This is a genomic window from Flavobacterium sp. H122, from assembly GCF_004959765.1.
Classification (GTDB): Bacteria; Bacteroidota; Bacteroidia; order Flavobacteriales; family Flavobacteriaceae; genus Flavobacterium.
The window spans coordinates 261,815-286,346 of sequence record NZ_SJZD01000004.1 but is presented as its reverse complement, the minus strand read 5'-3'; the positions used below and the strand labels follow the sequence as shown (position 1 = coordinate 286,346).

Genomic DNA, 24,532 nt, shown 5'->3' with positions numbered 1-24,532 from the left:
ATTAATCATTAAAAATTAACCATTAGTAATTGTTTTAAAGTCTTCTGTCAGGTAAATTACGTTTATCCCATTTAATATCGCTGAGTACTGAAGAATTAACTCCAATAAAGAAATACCATGAGGCTCTGTCTCCAAAAGGATTCCAGTTAAAATCCATACGCCAGCTTAATAAATCACGCTGGAAACGAAGCTGGGTATAAGTAACCCCTTTTTGTACGAAGTCATATCCGGTTGAAACTCCTGCTTTCCACTTAGGTGTGATGTCAATATTTCCTGAAAGCATTAATGAACTTTGTGATATTTTGTTTTCACGGTTATTATTGGAATAGGTTAATGAATAAGCTAATCGTAAGTCCCATGGAATTTTTAATTTGTAAAAACCTGCAAACGAGTCTTCTTTTTCATCATCATCAAATTGATTTTTACTTCTGTCAGAAAAATCAGTTGTAGTACCAAATAAGTCATCGGCACGTCCGCCATTTCGTAAACCGCGGTTATTTAAATTTTTTTGATCGGGTTTGCCTTCTAATTCCTGACTTGTTAATGAATAATTCAGTGTTAGATTGGCACTGGTCATTCTGAATAAACTACCGCCGTTATTGATGTTGAAAATATCCACCATTTGTCCTCTCGTATTAACCGCATAAGGATTTAAGGTCATACCAAAGTTGATATTTAGTTTTTCTTTAAATAGATTGGTTCCACCGCTTACCCGAACAGGCGACCATTTTAAAGAATCCGCATCAATATTATAACTGGTTGAGATATTTAAATTATTTAGGAGCATGATTTTTTTAGGCTCTGTTTTTGTGGAATCTTTATCCCTTACTTTAGCCTCAAAAACATTATTTACAGATAAATTTAAAATGTTGCTTCTTCTGTCTGCCGGTCCACCGAATATTCCTTTTTCAAATCGGGTATATGTAGCCATTTTACCGCTTCCATCCATGGCATAAGTGTCATAGTACTTTTCAAAGCTTGGTGTATAGGAATAGCCTATGTTAGGACGCATCGTGTGACGGATTGACTGGATTTTTCCGTCCTTTTTGAAATTAAAAGTACCGTAAAGTGTAGTTCCTATGCTGGATGAAAAATCATAGGTTCTATAAGCATCAAAACCTGACTCTTCTATATCTTCAACTTTGTTAAGTGCTGAATTGTACTGTTTTTTTATGGTTTTGAAATACCAGGTTTCCAGATAATTTGAAGATGCCGTAACACTGAAGTACTTTAATACCTTGAAATTTGTACTTAAAGGAATACTGTGCTGCAGTCCATTCTTCATGTCTTTAAACATTTCCGACTTGAAAAATAGTGAGTCAACCGTTTGTATTCTGTTTTCTCCCCTTAAGCTATAAGTAAGATTGAAATTTTTTATGAATCCTTTTTTGGTTCCGTTTTTAGGAGCAAATGGAAAAATCCTGTCAACGCCTACTTGAAGTGTCGGCAGTGTCATATTGATTGCTTCTGTATTTGAATTCTGTGAATGTGAGGCAGTAAGCGACATATTTACCTGCGGAACCGAATTGAAAGTTTTAGAATATGAAACTGACGAATTCAAAGTGTTATTAAGAAAGTTCGCATTGTTAACCTGATTAAACGAACTCTGATAATATTTACTGCTTCCTAAATTTACAGAGGCTGAAAATCTTGAATTAGGTGTTGCTTTGGAGTCAGGTGTATGACTCCATTGTATATTGTAAACATTTGTTTTTCCATATCCCGGCAGACCGCGTTCACCTGTGATTTGGTTTTCATATCTGAAATTTAGATTACCTCTGTATCTGTAACGTTTTGCGTAATTAGACTCTGCTCTCAGGGCATAACTTCCGTTTGTGTAATAATCACCTAATAATGCTAAATCCAGTTTTTCACTGATGGCAAAATAATAACCGCCGTTTTGGAGAAAATATCCTTGTTGGTTGGTTTGTCCAAAAGTAGGGATAATCAATCCGGATGTAGCTTCTTCTGTCATTGGGAAAAAAGCAAATGGTACGCCTATTGGAGTAGGGACTCCGGCAATGACCATATTGGTTAGACCGGCTACAACTTTTTTCTTAGGAACCAGTTTTATTTTTCGTGCTAAAAAATAATATTCAGGATCTTCCAGGTTTTTTGAAGTGGTGAAACGGGCATTTTTTATAAAATAGACCGAATCGTTTTCACGTTTGGTGATTTCTCCTTTAACTTTAAATTCTCCTTGATCTGTTCTTGAGTTCCAGATCAAGGCTTTTTTTGTTTTAAAATTAAATCGGATAGAATCAGGTTCCACCGTGTTATTGCCTTGTTTAAAAAGAGGATACTGCGTGTATTTACCTGTCGAATCTTTTAATCTGCCGGCATAAACTTCGTCTTTATTGTAGTCGATAACAATAACACCGGATTTTAACTCAATATCTTTATATTTAACTTCGGCTTCGTTTTTTAAGATGGTAAGTTTCTTTTTATTGTCAAGTTTTACATAATCTTTTGCCTTATAAAAGATTTTTCCATCCAGTAAGGACTTCTTTTTTTTAACAGTATCTTTTTTAATTGTGTCATTTTCTTTAATAACAGATGAAATGCCAGTTTTTAGGCTATCTTTCTGTTTTACAGACGAAATACGCGTAGTTTTATTGGGTAACTCCTGAGAATGAAGCTCTAAACAACCAAAGGTTAATAAAAAAGGTGCTAAAACGATGTGAAATAAGTTTGTACGCAAAGCTATAAATACTATTTTTGTAAAAATATGGCTTAATTTTTGAAGTCACAAACTTACAGCTATTTTTAAATATAAGTAAGTATTTAATAAAATTATAACCATTTAATTCATTAGAGAATTTTGAAGATGATTAAAAGATTGAATTTAAGACGAGTTTTTATAACTACTGCATTCGCGGTAGCCTCTATAGCATCAGCACAGGTAACTGATAAATTTAAAGTGTGTCTGGATGCCGGTCACGGTGCGCACGATTTTGGTGCGACCTATCACGGTTTTGTTGAAAAACAGATCAACCTTGAAATTGTGTTGAAGCTGGGTAAGATATTGGAACAGGATCCAACTATTGATGTTGTTTATACAAGAAAGACTGATACTTTTATTGAATTAGTGGAGCGGGCTAACATTGCAAACCGTGCTAATGCAAATATTTTTTTATCAGTTCACTGTAATGCAAATAAAAACACGGAGGCATACGGTTCAGAAACTTATGTGATGGGACTTTCGAAAAGTGCTTCAAGTTTGGAAGTGGCTAAAAAAGAGAATGCGGTAATTACTTTAGAAGATAATTATAAGAAAACGTATGCAGGTTATAATCCCAATGCGCCTGAGTCTTTAATCAGTGCGACTTTGGCACAGGAAGAATATTTGGATCAGAGTATTGAATTGGCCAGCCGTATTCAGGATAATTTTGAAGACAGGGTAAACCGTAAAAACAGAGGTGTGCATCAGGCTCCTTTTATGGTACTGCACAAAGCGTTTATGCCTAGAGTGCTTGTTGAAACAGGTTTTATATCAAATTATGCCGAAGGTTCTTATTTAAATTCGGAAGAAGGTCAGACCAATATGGCTAAAAGTATCGCTGATGCAATTTTCAGAATGAAAGCCGAGCATTTTGGTGGCGTTGTGCCGGTTTTGGATATTAAAAAATCTGAAAAACCGGCTCCTAAAGATTCAACAGTAAAACCAAAACAAAATGTAGTTCCTATCAAGGAAGTTCCAAAAGCTACTCCGGTTAAACAAGATACTAAAACAGTCAATAATTCAAGAATAATCTATAAGATTCAGTTAAAAGCAAGCAACTCAAAAATAGATTTACTGCCGTCAAATTTTAATGGTTTGGATAAATTGTCAACCACATTTGAAGGAGGTTACTATAAATACCTGTATGGTGAAACAAATGATTATGATTCATCAAGAGTGTTATTGTCACAGGCTAAAGCAAAAGGTTATGACTCTGCCTTCATCGTTCCGTTTAAGGACGGCGTTAAAATAAGCTTGAACGAAGCAGTAAAATCTAGCAAGTAATTAGTATTTTTGCCTAAAAATTCCATATTTTGAAACTAACACGCGAAATCAAAACAGCAATTTTAGTAATTGCATCTTTATTGTTATTTATCTGGGGATATAGTTTTTTAAAAGGAAGTAATATCCTTAACAATCATAAGAAATTATATGTAGAATATGAAAATGTCGAGGGTTTGGTGACTTCTGCTCCTGTTACAATAAGTGGTAAGATTGTAGGTAAAGTCAATTCTATAAACTTAAATGATAACGGGAAACTCTTGGTTGAAATGCAAATCAATGAAGAAGGATTTCCTATTTCAAAAAGCAGTGTGGCGCAAATTTATGAACCGGGATTTCTTGGTGGAAAACAAATTGCAATTATTCCCAACTATGCTGACAAACAAGTTGCCGTGTCAGGTGATAAGTTAATATCAGATATTAAACAGGGCTTAACGGCAAATCTGGGCAATAAGCTTGAGCCTACGCAGCAAAAGATCAATAGTTTGGTTACTGATGCTGATAAGCTTATGATAAATCTGAATGACGTTTTGGACCAAAAAACAAAAAGCGATTTAAAAACGAGTATAGAACAGCTTAGTAAGACACTTGCAGAATTTAATAAAGCGGGTAAACAAATCAATGGTATTTTAGATACTAATGATAAAAAAATTGAAGCAGTTTTAACTAATGCTGACAAAGCAGTGGCAAGTTTCTCAAAAGTAGCATCTGATTTGGAGAAAGCTAAATTTTCCGAGACTGTTAATAATCTTGAAAGCACTTTGTCCAATGTAAATAAGATGATGGCTGAAATTCAGTCAGGCAAAGGAACAATGGGACTTATAATGAAAGATCCGGCATTGTATAATAATCTGACTAAAACATCAAAAGAACTGGAACTTTTATTGCAGGATCTTCGTTTGCATCCTACCCGTTATGTTAATGTTTCCTTTTTTGGAAAAAAGGAAAAGCCATATAAAGCACCTGCTGAAGAACCTAAGAAATAATTTAAAACCAATCAACCTAGTATAACCATTATGAATTATTTAAGTAGTATAGTTTTTCTAATCGTATTGATAGCCGGCGTTGGTTTTTTTGCAAAAAATGTAAAAAAAATCATCCGCAACATCAAATTAGGAAAAGATGTAGACCGTTTTGACCGTTCTTCTGAACGCTGGAAAAACATGGCTTTGGTAGCTTTAGGGCAAAAGAAAATGTTTACGCGTCCTGTTCCTGCTATTTTGCATTTCGCTTTGTACACCGCTTTTGTGATTACACAAATTGAGTTGCTTGAGATTCTTATCGACGGAGTTTTTGGAACACATCGTTTTTTTAAACCTGCATTAGGAGGTTTTTACACTTTTTTAATCAGTTTTATAGAAATATTATCTGTTTTAGCTTTAGTGGCTACAGTTGCATTCTTATCAAGAAGGAATTTACTGAAACTTCCACGATTAAATAAATCGGAATTATTAGGTTGGCCAATGAAAGATGCTAACTTGATTCTGATTATGGAAATCGTATTGGTTACCTGTATTTTCACTATGAACGGAACTGACGAAGTACTTTACAATATGGGTAAATCCCATTTTGAAGGTCAGGGTTCATTTGGTTTCTCAGTTTCGCAGTATGTGGGTCCGGCTTTGTTTGGCAGTATGAGTGAAGGTACATTAATTATACTTGAAAGAGTAGGATGGTGGGGACATTTTATGATGGTTATGATATTTTTAAATTATTTATACTATTCTAAGCATTTACATATCATTTTAGCTTTCCCTAATACATTTTTTGCCGACTTAAACCCTCTTGGTAAGTTTGATAATTTAGAAAGTGTGACTAAAGAGGTGAAGTTAATGATGGATCCTAATGCAGACCCTTTTGCTGCGCCTGCTCCGGATGCTGATGCAGCTCCAACTAAGTTTGGTGCATCGGATGTCCAGGATTTAAACTGGGCACAGTTATTAAATGCCTACACTTGTACCGAATGTGGCCGTTGTACTTCTTCTTGTCCGGCAAATCAAACGGGTAAAAAGCTTTCTCCACGTAAAATTATGATGGATACCCGTGACCGTCTTGAGGAAGTAGGTAAAAATATTGATACCAATAATGGTGTGTTTGTTGAAGATAGCAAATCATTATTAAACGATTATATCACTCAGGAAGAATTATGGGCATGTACATCATGTAATGCTTGTGTGGAGGAATGTCCGGTAAATATCAGTCCGTTGTCAATTATTATGGATATGCGCCGTTATCTGGTTATGGAACAAAGTGCAGCGCCTCAATCCTTAAATGCGATGATGACGAATATTGAGAATAACAGCGCACCTTGGCAGTACAGCCAGATGGACCGTTTAAACTGGAAAGACGAAAAATAAAATTTGAAATAGACAAAATCAACATATAGAGTTATGTCAGAAAATTTAATAGTGCCTACAATGGCCGAAATGTTGGCTCAAGGAAAACAACCCGAAGTATTATTTTGGGTAGGTTGTTCAGGAAGTTTTGATGATAGAGCTAAAAAAATTACAAAAGCATTCGTTCGTATTTTAAATAAAGCCAATGTTGAATTTGCAGTTCTGGGAACCGAAGAAGGCTGTACCGGAGATCCTGCAAAAAGAGCCGGGAATGAATTTTTGTTTCAAATGCAGGCTTTCATGAACATAGAAGTCTTGAAAGCGTACGAAACAAAAAAAATCGTTACAGCATGTCCGCATTGTTTTAATACATTAAAAAACGAATACCCTGAATTGGGAGGTGCTTTTGAAGTGGTTCATCATACAGAATTTTTAAAGGAATTGTTGGATAAAGGCCGCTTAACTATTGAAGGAGGACAGTTTAAAGGTAAGAAAATTACTTTTCATGATCCTTGTTATTTAGGACGTGCTAATAAAGTGTATGAAGCTCCACGTGATTTGATTAAAAAACTGGATGCAGAATTAGTGGAAATGAAACGTTCCAAAGCAAACGGATTGTGTTGTGGTGCCGGTGGTGCCCAAATGTTTAAAGAACCGGAAAATGGTGATAAGGACATTAATGTGGAACGTACCGAAGATGCGTTGGAAACTAAACCGGATATCATCGCAGCGGGTTGTCCTTTCTGTAATACGATGTTGACAGATGGTACGAAAGCACTGCATCGTGAAGCAGATGTTAAAGTACTGGATATAGCCGAATTAATTGCTAATGCAGAAGATTTGTAATAAATGAAGTTTTATTTTTCTTTATTCTTTTGTTTCCTTTTTGGATTTTCTTATGCCCAGGATTATTTTGATTTGATGGCAAAGGAAACCTGTGAATGTGTACAGGCAAAAAAAATGGATTTTTCTAAAATTCCGTATCAGGAATTGCAGGCAAGCTTGGGAGCATGTATGATTCCAAGCTTTATAAAGTATAAAGACAAACTGGATAAATCTGATCAGGTTGAATTCAGCGATCAGGAAGGTATGCGCAAATTAGGAGAAAAAATAGGCGCAAAAATGCTTACACATTGTCCTGATTTGATGATTAAAATAGGTACTGAATACCTTAAAAACGAAAATGCAGATAGTAAAGAGGAGCCGGATGTTTACAGAGACCAGGATGATAAACCAGTTATTTCAGATGATTTATCATTGGAAGGAACTTTTCTAGAAACAAAAACAGGAGATTTCCTTTCTGTTGTTTTGAAAGAAAAATCGGGTAGAATCCACCAATTGTTATTGCTGAATTTTTTTGATAATGCAGAATTGATAACAAACGGAAAGTTAAAACCCAATCAAAAAATTACTGTAACTTATAATGAACATGAATTTTATGATCCAAAATTAAAGGATTATAAATACTACAAAGTTCTGTATAGCCTAAAAGTTTTATAAAATGTACATACCATTTGAAAATATGCCACTGGACTCCCGAATTTGGATTTACCAGTCCAATAGAAAGTTTAGTGATGACGAAGTAACAGAAATTACAGCATTAACAAAAGATTTTGTTGAGGAATGGTCAGCACACGGAGCTTCTTTGGAAGCTTCTTTTGATATCCGCTACAGCCGTTTTATTATTCTGGCTGTAAATCCGGATGTTCAGGCGGCTTCAGGCTGTTCTATAGATTCCTCCGTGCAGTTCATCCAGCAATTGGAAAAAAAATACGATGTCGATTTATTGGATAAGATGAATGTAACCTTTAAAAACGGAGAATTCATTGCACATAAATCATTGATAGACTTCAAAAAAATGGCCAAAGAAAAAGCTGTTTCCGGAGCTACAATCGTTTTTAATAATTTAGTTAATACAATAGAAGAGCTTAACGATTCTTGGGAAATCCCAGCAGAGGAAAGTTGGCACAGCCGCTTTTTTTAAATCAAATTATTTTTTGATTACAATTTAATTTTTAAAAAGCAATAAAAATAAACACATGAAGTATAATGTTTTAAGGTATTTGTCGGTTATTGTTCTTGCATTGTTTATGGTTGCCTGTGCTGTAAGCAAAAACCGTAAGAAGAAACATTCGACTGTTGCCGATGAAAAACAGAACCCGGAAATTGAAAAATTTGTAGACCCTGAAAAAGCAGGTTTCAATCTTTTAGAAGAAACTTCCACAGAAAAAAAATGGGTTGATAGTGTTTATAATGCATTGTCTTTTGATGAAAAATTAGGTCAGTTGTTCATGGTGGCAGCCTATTCTAACAGGGATACTGTACACGTAAATTCTTTAGATAAACTAATCAAAAATTATAAAATCGGCGGCTTGATATTTTTTCAGGGCGGACCGGTTCGTCAGGCTAAATTGACCAACCGTTTTCAGGCATCATCAAAAGTTCCTTTGTTTGTGGGTAATGATGCTGAATGGGGTTTAAGCATGCGCTTGGATTCTACCTATCGTTATCCTTGGAATATGACTCTTGGTGCTGTACAGGATATGAAACTTATTGAAGAATTGGGTTCACGTATGGGAAAAGAAACCAAACGGATGGGACTTCAGTTTAATTTCGCACCTGTTATCGACATTAATACAAACCCTAATAATCCTATCATTGGTAACCGTTCTTTTGGTGAAAACAAAGAAGAAGTTACTAAAAGAGCTGTTGCTTTAATGAAAGGAATGCAAAATCAGGGAGTTTTTGCAACCGGAAAGCATTTTCCGGGACACGGAGATACTGAAACAGATTCACATCACACCTTACCCATTGTAAATTTCACTAAAGAAAGAATAGACGAAGTTGAACTTTATCCGTATAAGAAAATGTTTAATTTAGGTTTGGCTTCTGTGATGGTGGCGCATTTGAATGTACCCAGCTTAGAAGAGCGTCCTAATTATCCGTCTTCAATTTCTTATAATGTGGTGACCAATGTTTTAAAAAATCAATTAGGGTTTAAAGGACTGATTTTTACGGATGCCTTAAATATGAAGGGAGCCAGCAGTTTTAAAAAACCCGGCGATATTGATTTGGAAGCATTTTTAGCTGGAAATGATATCATGCTTTTTGCTGAAGATGTACCTGCAGCTGTTGCTAAATTTACGCAGGCTTATAATGATACGTTAATTACCAATGAGCGTTTAGAGCATTCGGTAAAAAAAATATTGAGTTATAAATTCAAAGCGGGTTTAAACAAGTATCAGGCTGTTGAAACAACCAATTTGTATAAAGATTTAAATTCCCCGGAAGTTAATGTTTTGCAGTATAAATTGTATGAAAATGCAATAACAGTTTTAAAAAATGATCATAATCTGTTACCTATAAAAGACTTGACTAAGTCTAAAATTGCGTATGTGAAAATTGGTGATGATTCCGGAAGTACTTTTTTAAATTCATTAAAAAAATATACTGAAATTACTGAGCTTGAAGAAAAAAATCTGGATAGTTTATTAGTTGATCTGAAAGATTTCAACAAGGTTATTATTGGCTTTCATAAGTCGGATAGGGCCTGGAAAAAACATGAGTTTACTCAAACGGATCTGACGTGGTTGGAAAAAATATCGGAACAGAATAATGTTATCCTTGACGTTTTTGCTAAACCATATACATTATTGCCGATAAAATCTTTTGATAATATAGAAAGTATCATTGTAAGTTATCAAAACGGCGATATACCTCAGGAGGTATCTGCTGAACTTATTTTTGGTGCCATTGAATCAAAAGGTAAATTACCGGTTTCAATTAATGAGAGTTTTAAAGTAGGAGAAGGTATTCATACTGAAAAAGTCAACCGACTTGGATTTTCTGCTCCTGAAGGTGTGGGTATGAATTCTGAAAAACTGAAAGAGATAGATGCTCTTGTAAAAACAGCTATAGTTGGTAAAATGACACCCGGAGCGCAGGTTTTAGTGGCTAGAAAAGGGAAAATTGTTTATCAGAAATCGTTTGGATATCATACTTATGATCAGGATGTAAAGGTTAAAAACTCGGATATTTATGATGTTGCTTCTTTGTCAAAAATAATTGGTACACTGCCTAACGTGATGCTTGATTATGATCATGGCAAAATCAATCTGGAAACCCGTTTGAGTCAAATGGTACATAAAGCAAGAGGTTCCAATAAAGATTCGATAACTTTTAAAGATTTGCTTTCACATTATGCACGTTTAAAAGCATGGGAACCGTTTTATAAAGCTACAATTGATTCAGTTACTAAAAAACCTTTAAATAAATTTTACAAAAAGACTTATACAAAAGGTTTTACCACTCAAGTAGCTGAAAATTTATTTATAACAAACAGTTATAAAGACTCGATTATCGATAAAATCATCAAGAGTGATTTACTCCCTAAAAAAGAATATAAGTACAGTGATTTTACTTTTATCCTGTTAAAGGAGTATCTGGAAACACATCACCATAAAACATTGGATGTGTTAGCAAATGAAAATTTCTTTTCTAAACTGGGAATGAATAATACGATGTATAATCCTTTGTCTAAGGTGGAAGTTGACAGGATTGCGCCAACAGAGAAAGACAAATATTTCAGACATGATTTGATTCAGGGATATGTTCATGATATGGCTGCAGCTATGCAGGGTGGTGTTGCCGGTCATGCCGGTGTTTTTTCAAATGCAAATGATGTTGCAAAAATGATGCAGATGTATTTGAATAAAGGAAATTACGGAGGAATTCAATTCTTTTCAGAAAAAACGATGGACGATTTTAATACCTGTTATTTCTGTCCGGAAGGTAACCGCAGAGGAGTAGGTTTTGATAAACCGCAGCTTAATGGTGACGGTCCTACTTGTGGATGTGCATCTATTACCAGTTTTGGGCATACAGGTTTTACAGGTACTATGACTTGGGCTGATCCTGAAAAAGAGCTTATCTATGTTTTTTTATCCAATAGAACGTATCCTGACAGTAACGCTTCAAACAAACTTTCCAAAGAAGGAATACGTGAAAAAATCCAGCAGGTTATCTACGATGCAATTATTAATTAATAGTTAATATTTACCAAAATTTACTTACGAATCTTGATGAATTCATTAAATTCGTAATATGAAAATAGCTATCGTTTGTTACCCTACATTTGGTGGTAGTGGTGTTGTCGCAACCGAACTTGGTTTAGAATTAGCACGCCGTGGCCACGAAATTCATTTTATAACGTACCGTCAACCAGTAAGATTGGCTTTGTTAAATCAAAATGTACATTACCATGAGGTAAATGTCCCTGAATATCCATTATTTCACTATCAACCTTACGAATTGGCATTGTCCAGCAAGTTGGTGGATATGGTTAAATTGTACAAAATTGAACTGCTGCATGTACACTATGCCATTCCTCATGCGTATGCAGGTTACATGGCTAAACAGATGCTTAAGGATGAAGGAATTTATCTGCCTATGGTAACTACACTGCATGGTACAGATATTACTTTGGTTGGAAATCATCCTTTTTATAAACCGGCTGTAAACTTCAGTATCAATAAGTCTGATGTGGTTACGTCTGTTTCACAAAGTTTAAAAGAAGATACATTAAAGTATTTTGATGTAAAAAAAGATATTAAGGTAATTCCAAACTTTATTGAAATAAACGAATATACTCCTGAAAATATTCACTGTCAGCGTTCCGTAATGGCGAAACCGGAAGAACGGATTGTAACGCATATCAGTAATTTCAGAAAAGTTAAAAATATTCCGGATGTTATAAAGGTATTTTATAAGATACAGGAAAAAATGCCGGCCAAATTAATGATGGTAGGAGATGGACCTGAAAAGGAAGGCGCTGAAATTTTATGCAGAAAACTGGGAATAGAAGATAAAGTAATCTTTTTTGGGAACAGTAGTGAAATTCATCAGATTTTAAGTTATACCGATTTGTTTTTACTGCCGTCAGAAACAGAAAGTTTTGGTTTGGCCGCATTAGAAGCAATGGCAAATAAAGTTCCTGTTATTTCAAGTAATTCAGGAGGCTTGCCCGAAGTTAACATTCCTGAAGTTTCCGGTTATTTAAGTGATGTAGGCGATGTGGTTGATATGGCAGAAAACGCCTTAAAAATATTAAGTTCAGATTCTGAATTGAATAAATTTAAAAGAAATGCTTTTGAAGTAGCGAAACAATTTACTGTTGAAAAAATTGTGCCTATGTATGAAGCGGTTTACGAAGAAGCTCTTGAAGCAGTCATAAAAAAAACACCTCATTGAGGTGTTTTTTTATAAGTAGTTATTTTAGAAACGGTATCTTGCACTTAAACCAAAATCCGGTCCAAAATTTCCATCATTAATATCATCATAATCATCACTGAAGTAGATTTCAGGTCTGAAATCAAGTGATAACTGTAATGGGAAATCAAAGTTGTATTCAATACCTATATCACCTGCTAATACAAGAAATGATCCTGAGTCACTAACATCATTAACATTGTCGTTGTATCTCCATACGCCTACACCGGCACCAGGTCCTGCATACCATTTAAAACCATTGTCGATATCCCATACCCATTGATAAATACCTACTAATTTGGCTGCATTAAAATGATTGTTGTACCTTCCATTGTTAATATTTCTCCATCCTAAATCTGCCTCCAGGCGATTTGTTTTAGACAACCATCTTTGGTAAGAAACTTCAGCACCAAATCCATCGTTGTCTCCTAAACGAAGACCTATAGCATTTTTTTCCTGCGCCTGAGAATTAAAAGCTAATCCTAAAAGCATAAAAGCTGTTGCAAATAATTTTTTCATAAAATTTTTAATGTTTAGATATCATTAACGTGAATAAAAATAAGAATATTACTTATTCATAAAACTTTTTTCAATAATTTTTTTAACTTATTTATACACAAATGTATATTAATAAATATTTTTCTGATTTATATTATTCCGGTGTGTTGTTATATAATTTGAATGTTCTTTTACAAAACATTAGTTATATTTGCTTCAAACTACTTATATGGCAGGGAATACTTTTGGGAACATTTTTAAAATTACCACTTTTGGCGAGTCACATGGTGAGGCTTTAGGAGGAATAATAGATGGTTGCCCGCCTGGAATTGATTTGGATATTGAAGCTGTTCAAATTGAAATGCAAAGAAGAAAACCGGGACAATCTACTATAGTTACGCAACGTAAAGAAGAGGATGAAGTACAGTTTTTATCCGGTATATTTGAAGGTAAAACTACCGGTACATCGATTGGTTTTATTATTCCAAATACGAATCAAAAATCAGATGATTACTCTCATATAAAGGACACATATCGTCCCAGCCACGCTGATTACGTTTATGAAAAGAAATATGGTATACGTGATTATCGTGGCGGTGGAAGAAGTTCTGCCCGTGAAACTGCGAGCAGGGTTGTAGCCGGAGCTGTAGCAAAGCAGGTAATTCCGGATATTAAAATCAATGCTTTTGTTTCTGCAGTTGGAGAAATTTCTATTGATAAACCTTATCAGGATTTGGATTTTTCTAAAATTGAATCCAATCCTGTCCGTTGTCCTGATGAAGCTGTTGCCGCCAAAATGGAAAATCACATCAAGGAAATAAAAAAACAGGGAGATACAGTAGGCGGTATAGTTACGTGTGTCATTCAAAATGTGCCTGTTGGTCTTGGAGAACCTGTTTTTGATAAACTGCATGCCGAGTTAGGCAAAGCAATGCTTTCTATAAATGCAGTGCATGGTTTTGAGTACGGTAGTGGTTTTGACAGTGCAAAAATGAAAGGAAGTGATCATAATGATTCTTTTAATCCGGATGGTACTACCAAGACAAATTTATCCGGAGGTATACAAGGTGGAATAAGCAACGGTATGGATATTTATTTCAGAGTGGCTTTTAAACCGGTAGCTACTTTACTGCAAAAACAGGAAGTCCTGACAAATAAAGGCGAGATAATTGAACAGCAAGGGAAAGGACGCCATGATCCTTGTGTTGTTCCCCGTGCCGTACCAATCGTCGAGGCTATGGCGGCACTTGTAATGGCCGATTATTTTTTATTAAATAAAATTTATCAATCTAAATAATGGAAATCACAAATACACCAACAGAAAAGAAGTCATTTTTTTCAAATTTAACAGTCCAAATTTTAATTGCAATGATCCTGGGAGGTATTCTGGGGATTTTTGTGCATAATAATTACAGCACAGATACAGCTAAAGAATTCAGCGGGTATATAAAAATGCTTGCTACTATATTCATCCGTTTGGTACAGATGATTATTTCCCCTCTGGTTTTTACAACATTAGTAGTAGGTATTGCTAAACTTGGAGATATTAAGACAGTGGGAAGAATTGGAGGTAAAGCATTAGGTTGGTTTTTAACAGCTTCTTTAATCTCTCTTTTGATAGGGATGTTTTGGGTAAACATATTGCAGCCCGGAACCGGATTGAATTTAAGTGATGTAGATGTTTCTGCGGCATCAGAAGTTACTGAGAAAACTCAAAATTTCTCCGCTCAAAACTTTGTAGAACATATTATACCAAAAAGTATAGTGGAAGCTATGGCAGTAAATGAAATACTGCAGATTGTAGTTTTCTCTATTTTCTTCGGTTTGGCTGCCGCTTCATTGGGTGACTATACAAAGCCTGTAGTAAGTGCATTGGATAAAACATCTCATATTATACTTAAAATGGTTAATTATGTTATGAAATTTGCACCACTTGGTGTTTTTGGAGCGATTGCAGGTGTTTTTGCTATCAGAGACTTAGGTGATTTACTGTTAACATATGCAAAGTATTTTGGTTCATTCTTTATAGGTATATCTTCGCTTTGGATTGCTTTGTTGTTAATAGGTTATTTATTCCTTAAAGGAAGAATGACAACTTTATTGAAACACATAGTATCACCATTAGTTATTGCATTCGGTACAACAAGTAGTGAAGCAGTATTTCCAAAATTAACAGAAGAATTGGAAAGATTTGGTGTTAAAGATAAAATTGTATCATTTATGTTGCCTTTGGGTTATTCGTTTAACCTTGATGGTAGTATGATGTACATGACATTTGCAAGTATTTTTATTGCCCAGGCTTATGGAGTTCCTTTGGATTTAGGTACACAAATGACAATGTTGCTGGTATTGATGCTGACAAGTAAAGGTATCGCCGGAGTCCCAAGAGCCAGTTTAGTTGTAGTTGCCGCAACCTGTGGTATGTTTGATATACCAGTTGAAGGAATTGCGTTAATATTACCTATTGATCACTTTTGCGATATGTTCAGAAGTGCTACAAACGTATTAGGAAATGCATTGGCTACTTCAGTAGTAGGAAAATGGGAAAAAGAATAAAGAACAATGAGTATAAAACTAAAAGAGTCCTGAAATATTTCAGGACTCTTTTTATTTTTTATTAGGAATTACTTCGCTTGTACTGGCTACCATACCTTTAATTTTTAGAGAGGTAAAACCACCTTCAGCATTCACGGCATTGCTTTCTACCATTATGCTTTTTCGTATCGGGCCGGGATTCATGTTGTATTTTACTTCAATCTTGCCGGTCTTTCCAGGTAATACAGGATCTTTTGAAAATGATGGGATTGTACATCCACAGGTAGATTGTACATTCTTGATAATCAAAGGAGCATCACCAGTGTTGGTAAATTCAAAAAAACGGATACCATTGTCAGTTCCTTTGGTTACAGTTCCATAGTCAATCGTATTGTCCGGAGCCTTGAACTCAATTTTCGGGCCTGTCTGAGCACTCAGATTAAGTCCAAAAAGGATAACTGCTATTAGTGTTAATAAATTTCTCATTTGTTTAAATGTTTTTTAGTGAAATTACTTTCATATTGTAAACATACAAAAAAATATTCTCTTTTTATATTTATGCAGTTTACTTACTTTTGCAAATAAAATACAAAAAGTGTACCAAAATAAATTTTACATATTTCTTCAGGAGCGAGTCTGTCTTTAGATTCAGTTGTCCCTATTCCCGCTGTCGGTATATCTCGTTTTAAGAACGATACTGCCTCGGGACTATACAGCAATCCATAGCACTTTTGTAAACTTTTAGAATACAAACATTCTAAATTCTAAACTCTAAAATCTAATTTGAAATGATACCAGCACAGTTTGATCCAAAATCTGTAGAAAAGAAATGGTATGACTATTGGATGGAAAACAAATATTTCCGTTCAACGCCAGACCACCGTAAACCATATACAATTACTATTCCGCCACCCAACGTAACAGGAGTGCTGCACATGGGGCACATGTTAAACAATACCATTCAGGATGTATTAATCCGTCGTGCACGTTTAAAAGGATTCAACGCTTGTTGGGTTCCGGGAACAGATCATGCATCGATTGCTACTGAGGCAAAAGTTGTTGCTAAATTGAAACAAGAAGGCATCAATAAAAACGATTTATCCCGTGAAGAGTTCCTAAAACATGCTTGGGAATGGACTGATAAATATGGAGGAACAATCCTTGAGCAATTAAAGCAATTAGGATGTTCTTGCGATTGGGACAGAACCAAATTTACTATGGATCCTGACATGTCAGCATCTGTTATTAAATCGTTTGTTGATTTATACAACAAAGGGATGATTTACCGTGGTTACCGAATGGTAAACTGGGATCCTGAAGCAAAAACCACATTATCTGACGAAGAAGTTATTTACGAAGAGCGTCAAGGGAAATTATATCATTTAAAATATCAAATTGAAGGAACTAATGAGTTTGTAACAATTGCAACAACTCGCCCTGAAACTATTTTAGGTGATACTGCTATTTGTATTCATCCTGAAGATGAACGTTATTTTCACTTAAAAGGGAAAAAAGCTATTGTTCCTATTTGTAACCGTATAATTCCAATCATTTTTGATGAATATGTTGATATGGAATTTGGTACAGGATGTTTAAAAGTAACTCCGGCACACGATGTTAATGATAAAACATTAGGAGAAAAACACAATCTTGAAATCATAGATATTTTCAATGAAAATGCAACATTAAATTCTTTTGGATTACATTATGAAGGAAAAGACCGTTTTGTAGTTCGTGAGGAAATTTCAAAAGAATTAGAAACCATTGGTGCATTAGCCAAAGTTGAAAATCATATCAATAACGTTGGTACTTCAGAAAGAACAAAAGCGGTTATCGAACCCCGTTTGTCTGATCAATGGTTCCTTAAAATGGAAGATTTGGTTAAACCGGCAATCAAAGCAGTTTTAGAATCTGATGAGATTAAATTATATCCTTCTCGTTTTAATAATACTTACGCACATTGGTTAAATAACATCCGTGACTGGAATATCTCCCGTCAGTTGTGGTGGGGACAACAAATTCCGGCGTATTATTACGGTGACGGAAAAGAAGATTTTGTAGTTGCTGAAAACATAGAAGATGCTTTAATTTTAGCGAAAGAAAGAACTTCAAATCCTAATCTTCAAACTTCAGACTTAAAACAGGATGCTGATGCTTTAGATACTTGGTTTTCTTCATGGTTATGGCCAATTGCTGTTTTTGGTGGAATGATGGATCCGGAAAACGAAGATTTCAAATATTATTATCCTACTAACGATTTAGTTACCGGACCGGATATTTTATTCTTCTGGGTAGCGCGTATGATTATTGCGGGTTATGAATATACCGGGGAAAAACCATTTTCAAATGTATATTTAACCGGATTGGTACGTGACAAGCAAGGACGAAAAATGTCTAAATCATTAGGAAATTCTCCTGATCCTTTAGATTTGATTGAAAAATTTGGTGCCGATGGAGTTCGTTGCGGATTATTGTTAAGTGCTTCGGCAGGAAATGATATCTTGTTTGATGAGGAACTATGTAACCAAGGTAAGGCATTTGCCAACAAAATTTGGAACGCTTTCCGTTTAATTAAAGGATGGGAAGTTGCTGATATTGCACAACCGGAATCATCTAAAGTAGCGATAGAATGGTATGAAGCTAAATTGCAAAAAGCATTGGCAGAGATTGAAGATAATTTCGAAAAGTACCGTATTTCAGATGCTTTGATGGCTATCTATAAATTAGTTTGGACTGATTTCTGTTCTTGGTTCCTGGAAATGATCAAACCAGGTTACCAACAACCAATTGACAGAACAACTTTCAATAAAGCTATTGAAATGTTAGAAGCTAATTTGAAATTGTTACATCCGTTTATGCCATTCTTGACAGAGGAAATCTGGCAGTACATTGCTGACAGAACTCCGGAACAGGCTTTAATCGTTGCTGAATGGCCAAAAATTGCTACAGCTAATGAAAAATTAATTGCTGATTTCGATTTTGCTGCGGAAGTAATTTCAGGAATTAGAACTATCAGAAAAGATAAAAACATTTCGTTCAAAGATACTATCGAGCTTAAGATTGTAAATAATGAAAATGCTTCGACATATTTTGATAGTGTAATTACTAAATTAGGCAATGTATCTTCTTTAGAATATGTTTCAGAAAAAGTAAGTGGTGCTTTATCTTACCGTGTAAAATCTAATGAATATTTCATTCCTGTAGGAGGAAATATTGATATAGATGCAGAAATAACTAAGCTAACAGAAGAGTTAAACTATACAAAAGGGTTTTTGAAATCAGTTCAAGGGAAGCTTTCTAATGAAAAATTCGTTAGTGGTGCACCAGAACAGGTTATTGCTAACGAACGCAAAAAAGAAGCCGATGCTTTGGCTAAAATTGCTACTTTAGAGCAAAGTTTAGTAAGCTTACAATAATATTCTTTTAAAAGATAGAAATTATAAATCCCGTCTCGTTCTTGAAAACGAGATGGGATTTTTTTATTCAGCCGTTACAGGATCAATGATCATAGAAACCTTGCTGACAGAGTTAGCTGGAAAACCACCTCTTTTAGCGTGTTCACGAACCATTTCTTCATTAGGAGCATTGTATACGCAGTAAATTTTATTATCGGTTACGTAACTATGAACCCACTGGATTTGTGGTCCTAATTCACTTAATACACCGCATGAAGTTTGCGAGATAGCTTTAAGTTGTTCACTTGTTAAATTCCCGGCACCAGGAATTTCTCTTTCAATAACATATTTAGGCATGATAAAAAACTTTAGTTTCCTACTCGTATGGCTTTTCGGTTTTGCCCCGTTTTTTTACATGGTTTCTGGATTCCATAAAACTAAATATTGATATATGTTTTTAGGGAATATGTGTTTGAAAAGCAAAACATAAAATTACGAAAAATCATAATAAATAGTTGTGTTTTTTAACATATAAATCATATAAGAAACATAAGCTTAAATGTTCTCATATGTCTTATATGGTTATATAAAATCACTTTAACAAATTCAACATATAAGTCATAAGAAACATAAGCTTACATGTGTTTATATGTATCATATTGTTGTATAAAATCATTTAAATCAATTCAATACATAAGTCATGTGATTCAAACATAAATGTCCTTATATGTCTTATATGTTAAAAAACACAACTATTTAACCAATTTTTACACTGGTCATACTCAAAGACCCAGCTAACAAATGATTATTAAAAAGTGACAATTCTTCATTTTTGTTTTGTAATCCTAAAATATATAGTAATGGTAAATAATGATCGGGTGTAGGGATAGCTAACTGCAACACTTTACTTTGTTTTTCATAATTGATAAGCGGGTTGTAATCGCCATCTGACAAATGTTTATTAACCATTTCGAATGCTTCATGCGCCCAGTCATAGCCATAATCGACTTTATTCATATTATGAAAATCGACTAATCGTAAATTGTGAACAATATTTCCGCTTCCAATAATTAGGATACCACGCTCACGTAATTTTTGCAATTTTTGAGCCAATTCATAATGATATGGAGCCGGTTTTGTATAATCAATACTCAATTGAATCACTGGTATATCTGCATTTGGATATAAATGTTTAATAACACTCCAGGCACCGTGATCCAATCCCCAATTGTGGTCTAAATCTACAGTTGTTGGAGCAAGTAAACTTTGAGTCACTTCTGCTAGTTCAGGGCTTCCAGGTGCGTTGTACTGTACTTCGTATAAAGCTTTAGGGAATCCTCCAAAATCATGAATAGTTGGCGGAAAATTCATCGCTGTAGCTTTGGTACCATTAGTATACCAATGTGCTGAAATGCACAAAATAGCATTGGGCTTTTGAATCGTTTTGGCAATGTTTCGAAAGCCTTGCACAAACTGGTTTTCTTCAATAGCGTTCATCGGACTTCCATGACCAAGAAATAAAACAGGCATTTTTTCAGTACGTGGAAATAGGTCTGCGATGTTATCTAAATTATTTAAAGTCATACGTTTTATTACGGGAAGGTTTTGTATAAAGTTACCATTCCGGTTATTAAAATTAACAATAAAACGCTAGTTTGAAACTGTTTTTCCGTTAATAAATTCACAATTCTTTTACCAATAAAAGTACCGGTAAAACTTACAATCAGCAAAATAGGAATCAAATAAAGGTCATCTTTGTGAACAAAACCATTTAAAGAATACACCACACTTCGGCTGGCATCAATACCCAAATCGATTAGTGCAGATGTGGCAATAAATACATTGGTTTTTAATCCGTAAGAAGCCAAAACCACTCCTCGTATTGCACCGCCGGTGCCTAAAAGCCCTGCTACAAATCCTGAAAAACTTCCCCCTAAAACGGCATTTAATGTAGTGGGAGCTAATCGTTTGTTTCTAAAAATTAATAATAGAATACTTAAAACAATGAGAAAGATGGCCAGTAAAAACTCCAATAGTTTAGAGGAAATGCATTTGCTTAAAAAAGCACCAAGAATCACAAAAAGGATAGAGGCAATTCCCATGTTTATGACCAATTTTTTATCAAAACCTTCTCTAAAAAAATATATTTTAGATGCATTACTCGATAAATGATAAATTGCCGTAACTCCTAAAACCGAATGAAAATCCAGAAAATAGCCCGCAATAGGAACAAAAAGCATCGAAGAACCAAAACCTCCCACAGTACCCACAATTTCAGAAATTAAGGCTAGAAGAATAAAATAAATCAATAATTCTGTACTCATGTGGAAATGTGTTGATTTACTATAAAAATAATGAATTAACTGACAAATGTCACGTTATTTCATAAGTTATTCCGTAATTTTATGTCAGAATGTGAATTTCTTTTTCATGAAAAAAATACTTTTAGCATCGCTTTTACTACTATTTTCTTGTTCTAAAAACGAAACTGAGGAAATCCAACCTAAAAAAGGAATCGTTACCGAAAGTGTATATGCTTCTGGTGTCATAAAAGCTGATAATCAATACACTGTTTTTGCGACTGTGAGTGGTATTTTGCAGAAGATAAATGCTACTGTAGGGCAAACTATCTCAAAAGGACAAGTCTTATTTCAAATTGAAAGTGAAAAGGCCAATTTAGCTACCGAAAATGCCCGTTTGAATTATGAAATGAGTCAGCAAAGCGGTCGGTTTATTCAGGATAAAATAGCTGAAGCTGAATTGCGTGTGCAAAGCACCAAAGATAAACTGGCTCTTGATGAATCTGTCTATAAAAGAAGTAAAAACGTAAAAGAATATAATGCAATTTCGGAAGTTGACTTTGAAAAAGTAGAATTAGCCTATAAAAATTCCAAATCAAACTATACATCAGCTCTAAAACAATTGTCGCAGTTAAAAGCACAACTTCAAAATGAGCAAAGCAGAAGCAACATCAATTTAAAAATCAACCAAAAATCGCAAAGTGATTTTACGGTAAAGAGTGCTTTTTCGGGTGAATTGTATGATGTTTTGGTAAAAGAAGGTACTTTGATTTCACCTCAGACACCTTTGGCTATTATTGGTAAAAAGAATAATTATTTATTGGAACTTGATGTAGATGAAAACGATATGGCCCGTGTAACTGTTGGTCAAAAAATAATGGTCACAATGGACAGCTATAAAGGTCAGGTTTTTGAAGCTACTGTAGATAAAATTTATCCAATTATGGATGTTCGTTCACGTACCTTTAAAATAGAGGCACATTTTGTAAAAACGCCTCCTAAATTATATCCAAATTTAACTGCCGAAGCCAATATCATTATTAATGTTAGAAATAATGTATTGACTATTCCGCGTAATTATTTGATTGATGAGGAATATGTGTTGGTTAATGAAGATGAAAAACGAAAAATTAAAATAGGTTTGTGTGACTATCAAAACGTAGAAGTTTTAGAAGGTTTATCAGTAGAAGAGACCATTTATTTGCCCAAATAATGAATTTTAAATTAATCTTTTCCATCGCTTTGCATTTAATGCGCTCCCGATTAAAACAAACGGTAATCGCTGGAGTAGGAGTGACTTTTGGAATAGCCATGTTTATTACTTTGGTAAGTTTTATGTACGGAATGAACGATTTGCTGGACGGATTAATCATCAATCGAACGCCGCATGTCCGATTATATAATGAAATAAAACCTTCAGAAAATCAGCCTATAAATTTGGCAGAAGAACATAAAAACGATGTAAATTTCATCAACTCCATCAAACCTAAAGACAGAGGAAAATCGATTTATAATGCCAAAGCAATTATTCAGAGTTTAAAGCAAGATAATAGGGTTTTTGATGTTGCACCAAAGATAACCACACCTGTTTTTTTTAATTCCGGAACTATCGAAATTTCAGGGATAGCCAATGGTATTGATGTTTTAATCGAGGAAAAACTATTCAAACTAAATGACTACATGGTGGAAGGTAAAATAGAAGATCTTCGCCAAAATAATAGTATTGTGATAGGGAAGGGCCTATCTGATAAAATGCTTTTAAAATCGGGAGATATCATTAAAATTACAACGCCAAGAGGGAATCTGGCTTCTATGAAGATTGTTGGGATTATCCAAATTGGTATTGCGGAAATTGACGATATAACAAGTTATACCTCGTTAACCATGGCTCAAAAATTGTTGGGAGCTCCTAAAAATTATATCACTGATATACAGATAAAAATACATGATTTGAATTTAGCACCAGCTTTAACAAAAGAGTATAAAAATAAGTACAATGTTGATGCGATAGATTTTCAAACCACCAATTCACAATTTGAAACAGGAACTACCATCAGGGCTATAATTTCGTATGCGGTAGGGATTGTTTTGCTTATTGTAGCCGGATTTGGAATCTACAATATCCTTAATATGATGATTTTCGAAAAAATGGACAGTATTGCCATTTTGAAAGCCACAGGTTTTTCCGGCAGTGATGTGAAATGGATTTTTATGATATTATCAATGGTAATTGGTGTTTGCGGAGGTGTATTAGGACTCGTTTTCGGCTATTTTTTTTCGAATATTATAGATGTGATTCCGTTTAATACCGCGGCGCTTCCTACCGTAAAAACGTTTCCGGTAAATTATAATCCTGCGTTTTATGTGATAGGAATCACTTTTGCCATAATTACCACTTTTATTGCGGGTTTGTTTCCTGCTTTAAAAGCAAGTAAAGTTGACCCAGTTGAAATTATTAGAGGAAAGTAATGAGCAATATTGTTTTAGAAACCCAAAAACTAACCAAGTATTTTGATGATCCTGTCCGCATACAGGTACTCAAAGAAATTGACCTTAAAGTAGAACACGGAGAATTTGTCTCTATTGTAGGGAAATCGGGTTGTGGGAAATCAACTTTACTGTATTTGCTTTCCACTATGGATACCGATTATGAAGGGCAGATTTTCATGGATGAACAGCTTATCACCGGTAAAACCGATAAGGAATTGGCCCAAATACGTAATGAGAACATAGGTTTTGTGTTTCAGTTTCATTATTTGCTTAACGAGTTCAATGTATTGCGTAATGTGATGCTTCCCGGTCTTAAATTGGCGAAGCTTTCTGAAGAAGAAATAGAGTACAATGCCATGGAATACCTTCGCACATTGGATATGCAGGAACATGCTTTGAAAATGCCCAATCAGTTGAGCGGCGGACAAAAACAGCGGGTAGCCATCGCCCGGGCACTTATAAACAAACCATTGATTATAATGGGTGATGAACCAACTGGTAATCTTGATAAGAAAAACAGCGATATTGTTTTTGATATTTTTAACCAACTCACCAAGGAATACAACCAAACGCTGCTAATTGTAACTCATGATGCAGACTTTGCCAATAGAACCCACCGAATTGTTACTATGGAAGATGGTAGAATAGTGAGTTGATTTTTCATCCCCGACATTTTTTTTATAAACCTGTCAGGTATGAAAACGAAAT

20 protein-coding genes are annotated in these 24,532 nt (G+C 34.6%); 14 read left to right on the top strand and 6 right to left on the bottom strand.

Annotated features, from left to right (window positions below; all coding sequences use genetic code 11):
- Positions 1-34: 34 nt before the first annotated feature.
- Positions 35-2,701, bottom strand: a complete 2,667-nt coding sequence (locus EZM65_RS08320) for a putative LPS assembly protein LptD (RefSeq protein WP_371682995.1) — start codon at positions 2,699-2,701, stop codon at positions 35-37.
- A 129-nt stretch (positions 2,702-2,830) separates the two neighbouring features.
- Here EZM65_RS08320 and EZM65_RS08315 point away from each other — a divergent pair, with 129 nt between their 5' ends.
- Genes EZM65_RS08315 through bshA form a run of 8 tightly spaced genes read left to right on the top strand, consistent with a single transcriptional unit; the run spans position 2,831 to position 12,588 of the window.
- Positions 2,831-4,006 carry an N-acetylmuramoyl-L-alanine amidase gene (locus tag EZM65_RS08315; protein WP_371682996.1) on the top strand — a complete coding sequence of 392 codons (1,176 nt, stop codon included), beginning with the start codon at positions 2,831-2,833 and terminating at the stop codon, positions 4,004-4,006.
- A 29-nt stretch (positions 4,007-4,035) separates the two neighbouring features.
- Positions 4,036-4,989 carry an MlaD family protein gene (locus tag EZM65_RS08310; protein WP_136668088.1) on the top strand — a complete coding sequence of 318 codons (954 nt, stop codon included), beginning with the start codon at positions 4,036-4,038 and terminating at the stop codon, positions 4,987-4,989.
- 30 nt (positions 4,990-5,019) lie between these two features.
- Positions 5,020-6,360, top strand: coding sequence for a (Fe-S)-binding protein (locus EZM65_RS08305; protein WP_136668087.1), 1,341 nt, complete (start codon positions 5,020-5,022; stop codon positions 6,358-6,360).
- A gap of 33 nt (positions 6,361-6,393) precedes the next feature.
- Complete coding sequence (locus EZM65_RS08300; RefSeq protein WP_136668086.1) at positions 6,394-7,185, top strand: (Fe-S)-binding protein; 792 nt, start codon at positions 6,394-6,396, stop codon at positions 7,183-7,185.
- Between the two features lie 3 nt (positions 7,186-7,188).
- Positions 7,189-7,839, top strand: coding sequence for a hypothetical protein (locus tag EZM65_RS08295; protein WP_136668085.1), 651 nt, complete (start codon positions 7,189-7,191; stop codon positions 7,837-7,839).
- A 1-nt stretch (position 7,840) separates the two neighbouring features.
- Positions 7,841-8,323 carry an ABC transporter ATPase gene (locus EZM65_RS08290; RefSeq protein WP_136668084.1) on the top strand — a complete coding sequence of 161 codons (483 nt, stop codon included), beginning with the start codon at positions 7,841-7,843 and terminating at the stop codon, positions 8,321-8,323.
- 55 nt (positions 8,324-8,378) lie between these two features.
- On the top strand, positions 8,379-11,384 hold the full coding sequence (locus EZM65_RS08285; RefSeq protein WP_136668083.1) for a glycoside hydrolase family 3 N-terminal domain-containing protein: 3,006 nt from the start codon (positions 8,379-8,381) through the stop codon (positions 11,382-11,384).
- Positions 11,385-11,442: 58 nt separating this feature from the next.
- Positions 11,443-12,588: an N-acetyl-alpha-D-glucosaminyl L-malate synthase BshA gene (bshA, locus tag EZM65_RS08280; RefSeq protein ID WP_136668082.1), complete on the top strand. Its 1,146-nt coding sequence runs from the start codon at positions 11,443-11,445 to the stop codon at positions 12,586-12,588.
- 24 nt (positions 12,589-12,612) lie between these two features.
- Here the strand turns inward: bshA and EZM65_RS08275 are convergent, their stop codons facing one another.
- Entirely contained in the window at positions 12,613-13,125 is a 513-nt protein-coding gene (locus EZM65_RS08275; RefSeq protein ID WP_136668081.1) for a hypothetical protein, read from the bottom strand.
- A gap of 208 nt (positions 13,126-13,333) precedes the next feature.
- Here EZM65_RS08275 and aroC point away from each other — a divergent pair, with 208 nt between their 5' ends.
- Positions 13,334-14,401, top strand: coding sequence for a chorismate synthase (gene aroC / locus EZM65_RS08270; RefSeq protein ID WP_136668080.1), 1,068 nt, complete (start codon positions 13,334-13,336; stop codon positions 14,399-14,401).
- Positions 14,401-15,660 (top strand): dicarboxylate/amino acid:cation symporter, encoded by a 1,260-nt coding sequence (locus tag EZM65_RS08265; protein WP_136668079.1) that lies wholly within the window; start codon positions 14,401-14,403, stop codon positions 15,658-15,660. Before aroC ends, EZM65_RS08265 begins: the two co-directional genes overlap by 1 nt.
- A 51-nt stretch (positions 15,661-15,711) precedes the next feature.
- On the opposite strand, the gene EZM65_RS08260 is transcribed toward EZM65_RS08265, so the two are convergent.
- On the bottom strand, positions 15,712-16,125 hold the full coding sequence (locus tag EZM65_RS08260; RefSeq protein WP_136668078.1) for a DUF1573 domain-containing protein: 414 nt from the start codon (positions 16,123-16,125) through the stop codon (positions 15,712-15,714).
- Positions 16,126-16,427: 302 nt separating this feature from the next.
- Between EZM65_RS08260 and EZM65_RS08255 the strand changes: the two genes are divergently transcribed.
- Positions 16,428-19,055, top strand: a complete 2,628-nt coding sequence (locus tag EZM65_RS08255) for a valine--tRNA ligase (RefSeq protein WP_169051676.1) — start codon at positions 16,428-16,430, stop codon at positions 19,053-19,055.
- Between the two features lie 63 nt (positions 19,056-19,118).
- On the opposite strand, the gene EZM65_RS08250 is transcribed toward EZM65_RS08255, so the two are convergent.
- From EZM65_RS08250 to EZM65_RS08240, 3 genes are all read right to left on the bottom strand, one after another.
- Positions 19,119-19,391, bottom strand: a complete 273-nt coding sequence (locus EZM65_RS08250) for a DUF4242 domain-containing protein (protein ID WP_136668077.1) — start codon at positions 19,389-19,391, stop codon at positions 19,119-19,121.
- A gap of 399 nt (positions 19,392-19,790) precedes the next feature.
- Positions 19,791-20,618 carry a 4,5-DOPA dioxygenase extradiol gene (gene ygiD / locus EZM65_RS08245; protein WP_136668076.1) on the bottom strand — a complete coding sequence of 276 codons (828 nt, stop codon included), beginning with the start codon at positions 20,616-20,618 and terminating at the stop codon, positions 19,791-19,793.
- A gap of 8 nt (positions 20,619-20,626) precedes the next feature.
- Positions 20,627-21,358, bottom strand: a complete 732-nt coding sequence (locus EZM65_RS08240) for a sulfite exporter TauE/SafE family protein (RefSeq protein WP_136668075.1) — start codon at positions 21,356-21,358, stop codon at positions 20,627-20,629.
- A gap of 106 nt (positions 21,359-21,464) precedes the next feature.
- On the opposite strand from EZM65_RS08240, the gene EZM65_RS08235 reads away from it, so the two are divergent.
- The 3 genes from EZM65_RS08235 to EZM65_RS08225 are packed head-to-tail and all read left to right on the top strand — an operon-like array spanning position 21,465 to position 24,480.
- Positions 21,465-22,547, top strand: coding sequence for an efflux RND transporter periplasmic adaptor subunit (locus tag EZM65_RS08235; protein WP_136668074.1), 1,083 nt, complete (start codon positions 21,465-21,467; stop codon positions 22,545-22,547).
- Complete coding sequence (locus tag EZM65_RS08230) at positions 22,547-23,803, top strand: FtsX-like permease family protein (protein WP_136668073.1); 1,257 nt, start codon at positions 22,547-22,549, stop codon at positions 23,801-23,803. Before EZM65_RS08235 ends, EZM65_RS08230 begins: the two co-directional genes overlap by 1 nt.
- Positions 23,803-24,480: an ABC transporter ATP-binding protein gene (locus EZM65_RS08225; RefSeq protein ID WP_136668072.1), complete on the top strand. Its 678-nt coding sequence runs from the start codon at positions 23,803-23,805 to the stop codon at positions 24,478-24,480. Before EZM65_RS08230 ends, EZM65_RS08225 begins: the two co-directional genes overlap by 1 nt.
- Positions 24,481-24,532 lie beyond the last annotated feature (52 nt).

Excerpts from the sequence above, each read along its gene's own strand:
- EZM65_RS08305 (WP_136668087.1), top strand. The coding sequence starts at position 5,020 with ATGAATTATTTAAGTAGTATAGTTTTTCTAATCGTATTGATAGCCGGC.
- EZM65_RS08300 (WP_136668086.1), top strand. The coding sequence starts at position 6,394 with ATGTCAGAAAATTTAATAGTGCCTACAATGGCCGAAATGTTGGCTCAA.
- EZM65_RS08295 (WP_136668085.1), top strand. The coding sequence starts at position 7,189 with ATGAAGTTTTATTTTTCTTTATTCTTTTGTTTCCTTTTTGGATTTTCT.
- EZM65_RS08290 (WP_136668084.1), top strand. The coding sequence starts at position 7,841 with ATGTACATACCATTTGAAAATATGCCACTGGACTCCCGAATTTGGATT.
- EZM65_RS08285 (WP_136668083.1), top strand. The coding sequence starts at position 8,379 with ATGAAGTATAATGTTTTAAGGTATTTGTCGGTTATTGTTCTTGCATTG.
- bshA (WP_136668082.1), top strand. The coding sequence starts at position 11,443 with ATGAAAATAGCTATCGTTTGTTACCCTACATTTGGTGGTAGTGGTGTT.
- EZM65_RS08275 (WP_136668081.1), bottom strand. The coding sequence starts at position 13,125 with ATGAAAAAATTATTTGCAACAGCTTTTATGCTTTTAGGATTAGCTTTT.
- aroC (WP_136668080.1), top strand. The coding sequence starts at position 13,334 with ATGGCAGGGAATACTTTTGGGAACATTTTTAAAATTACCACTTTTGGC.
- EZM65_RS08265 (WP_136668079.1), top strand. The coding sequence starts at position 14,401 with ATGGAAATCACAAATACACCAACAGAAAAGAAGTCATTTTTTTCAAAT.
- EZM65_RS08260 (WP_136668078.1), bottom strand. The coding sequence starts at position 16,125 with ATGAGAAATTTATTAACACTAATAGCAGTTATCCTTTTTGGACTTAAT.
- EZM65_RS08255 (WP_169051676.1), top strand. The coding sequence starts at position 16,428 with ATGATACCAGCACAGTTTGATCCAAAATCTGTAGAAAAGAAATGGTAT.
- EZM65_RS08250 (WP_136668077.1), bottom strand. The coding sequence starts at position 19,391 with ATGCCTAAATATGTTATTGAAAGAGAAATTCCTGGTGCCGGGAATTTA.
- ygiD (WP_136668076.1), bottom strand. The coding sequence starts at position 20,618 with ATGACTTTAAATAATTTAGATAACATCGCAGACCTATTTCCACGTACT.
- EZM65_RS08240 (WP_136668075.1), bottom strand. The coding sequence starts at position 21,358 with ATGAGTACAGAATTATTGATTTATTTTATTCTTCTAGCCTTAATTTCT.
- EZM65_RS08235 (WP_136668074.1), top strand. The coding sequence starts at position 21,465 with ATGAAAAAAATACTTTTAGCATCGCTTTTACTACTATTTTCTTGTTCT.
- EZM65_RS08230 (WP_136668073.1), top strand. The coding sequence starts at position 22,547 with ATGAATTTTAAATTAATCTTTTCCATCGCTTTGCATTTAATGCGCTCC.
- EZM65_RS08225 (WP_136668072.1), top strand. The coding sequence starts at position 23,803 with ATGAGCAATATTGTTTTAGAAACCCAAAAACTAACCAAGTATTTTGAT.